Here is a 1,894-nt window from a genome sequence, read left to right on the forward strand (position 1 = left end):
TCGCGCGACGCTCCGGTGAAGGCGCCGCCGACGTGGCCGAACAATTCGCTGCCGAACAGCTCCTTGGTGATTGCGCCACAGTTCATGGCGATGAACGGGTCGTTTTCGGTGCGCCGGCTGCCGGCATGGACAAGCCGTGCAAACAGCTCTTTGCCGACACCGGTTTCGCCTTCGATCAGCAGCGAGGTGACACCATTCGATCCGGCCACCCGGGAAGCGACATCGACGGCGGCCAGCAATTTTTCGCTTTCGCCGATGATCATCGTCGCGGCTGCCCGCAGGTGTTTGTCCCCCTCCCGGCGCATCACCGTCATGCTGGAGACGGCCGGTACGGAGGGAAACACCAGAGCCGCGCCACGAAGGTCGCCATCCAGCTTCAGCGGCGTGACATGGCAGGATCGCAGATGCGCCGGCAGCGCGTTGGCGAGATCGGTCTCCGAGCCGGAGGCCGGCAGGTTCATCAGCCAACGACCGCGGCCCGGCTCCATCGGGCCGTCCATCATCTCCGTCGCGTCGCCGTTGGGCACGTTATTGCAGAAGATCGCGCGGCCACGATGATCGAGGATCACCAACCCGTCTTTCCGGCGGTAGCTGGGTGCCGAGGAAATAAACGCCTCGAGCAGGCGCGTGCGCTGCTGCTGCTGCTGTTCGGCGAGGGCCTTTTCGATTTGCCTGGCGGTGGCGGCGACGAGCGCCGTGTTATGCGGCCGGAAGATCGGCGAATAGCCCGACAGGTCGACAACGCCGATGATCTTGCCGTCCAGGGGATCGCGGATCGGCGCGCCGGCACAGGTCCAGGATTTGATGCCGGCACAGAAATGTTCGGCCGCGTGAACGAAAATCGGCTCGCCCGTCCACAGCGCGGTGCCGATGCCATTGGTTCCGACGGCGTCCTCGTTCCATTTGCCGCCGATGCCCAGGTGGATATCCATGCCGTCATGCAGCGTCTTCTTGTCGCCGATGGCGTCGATCAGCACGCCATCGCTGTCGGCAAGCACCAGCATCGCTCCCGTTCCGTCCAGCAACTGGCCAAGCGACGCGAATGACCGCCTCGCCGCCGAGAGCAGTTCGGCATTGGCACGGGTTAGATATTCGATCTCGTTCCGATCGCTGTTCAGCGGCGCTTCGATGCCCTGCGCATTGATGCCGCCGGTGGCGCTGCGGTACCAGGAATCGTGGATCAACGAGCGGACGTGGACCGGATCGCGGGCGCATGTCGGCTCGTCGGAAAGAAAACTCTCCCAGGCGCGCATGGTGGCGCGCTCGTCATAGTCGATGTTGTCCAGGATCAATTGTCCGGTGGCCATTGAAGCGCGCGCCGGAAGTGCATCGGTCTTCATCTGATCGGGGCCGTTCGCGTGTCTCATTCAGCCATCACAGTACCTTTGAGGTATGCCATTTCTGTATGCTGTCGCGGATTGGAGGTGCAGGGACGCCCGAACGCCGGTCGTCAGTCGATGCCGAGTTTCGTACCGATGTCGGCGGCTAGCTGGTCTTCGGTATAGGTCGCGGTCACCCTGGATCCATCCAGCTCTGCAAGCGCCTGCGCGATGGTTTCGTCGACCGGCGAGAAAAAGCCGTTCTGCTTCGTTGCCAGGACGAAGATCTGGTCTCCGTTCCGGTTGCGGATGTCGCCGATATGATGAAGCTGGCGGCCGGTGTTCTGATCCTTGGAGATCACGCGGCCGTTCATGGTGACACGGATGGACGGGCTCGCTTCGGAGGCGGTTGCCGCACTGCCGCCGACATGGATGATCAGGCCTTCAGCCTTGGGTTGCTGGCGTGGCTGCCTGGAAGCCGAATAGCCGCCGCCGCTGATCTGGTCGGCAAGGCGAACGATGGTCGAGCGGTTCTGCTCGATCAGTCTTTTGACCTGGACGTCCTCGCGCCGCGG

2 protein-coding genes are annotated in these 1,894 nt (G+C 63.3%); both read right to left on the reverse strand.

The genetic code is table 11. From position 1 onward, the window contains the following. A partial coding sequence (locus AC07FD_RS39420) for a sigma-54-dependent Fis family transcriptional regulator (protein ID WP_478354198.1) occupies nucleotides 1-1,367 on the reverse strand: 1,367 nt, incomplete at its 3' end. An 83-nt stretch (nucleotides 1,368-1,450) separates the two neighbouring features. After that, nucleotides 1,451-1,894: hypothetical protein (locus AC07FD_RS39425; protein WP_478354199.1), on the reverse strand; the 444-nt coding region annotated here is incomplete at its 5' end.

Source organism: Mesorhizobium waitakense (assembly GCF_056431085.1).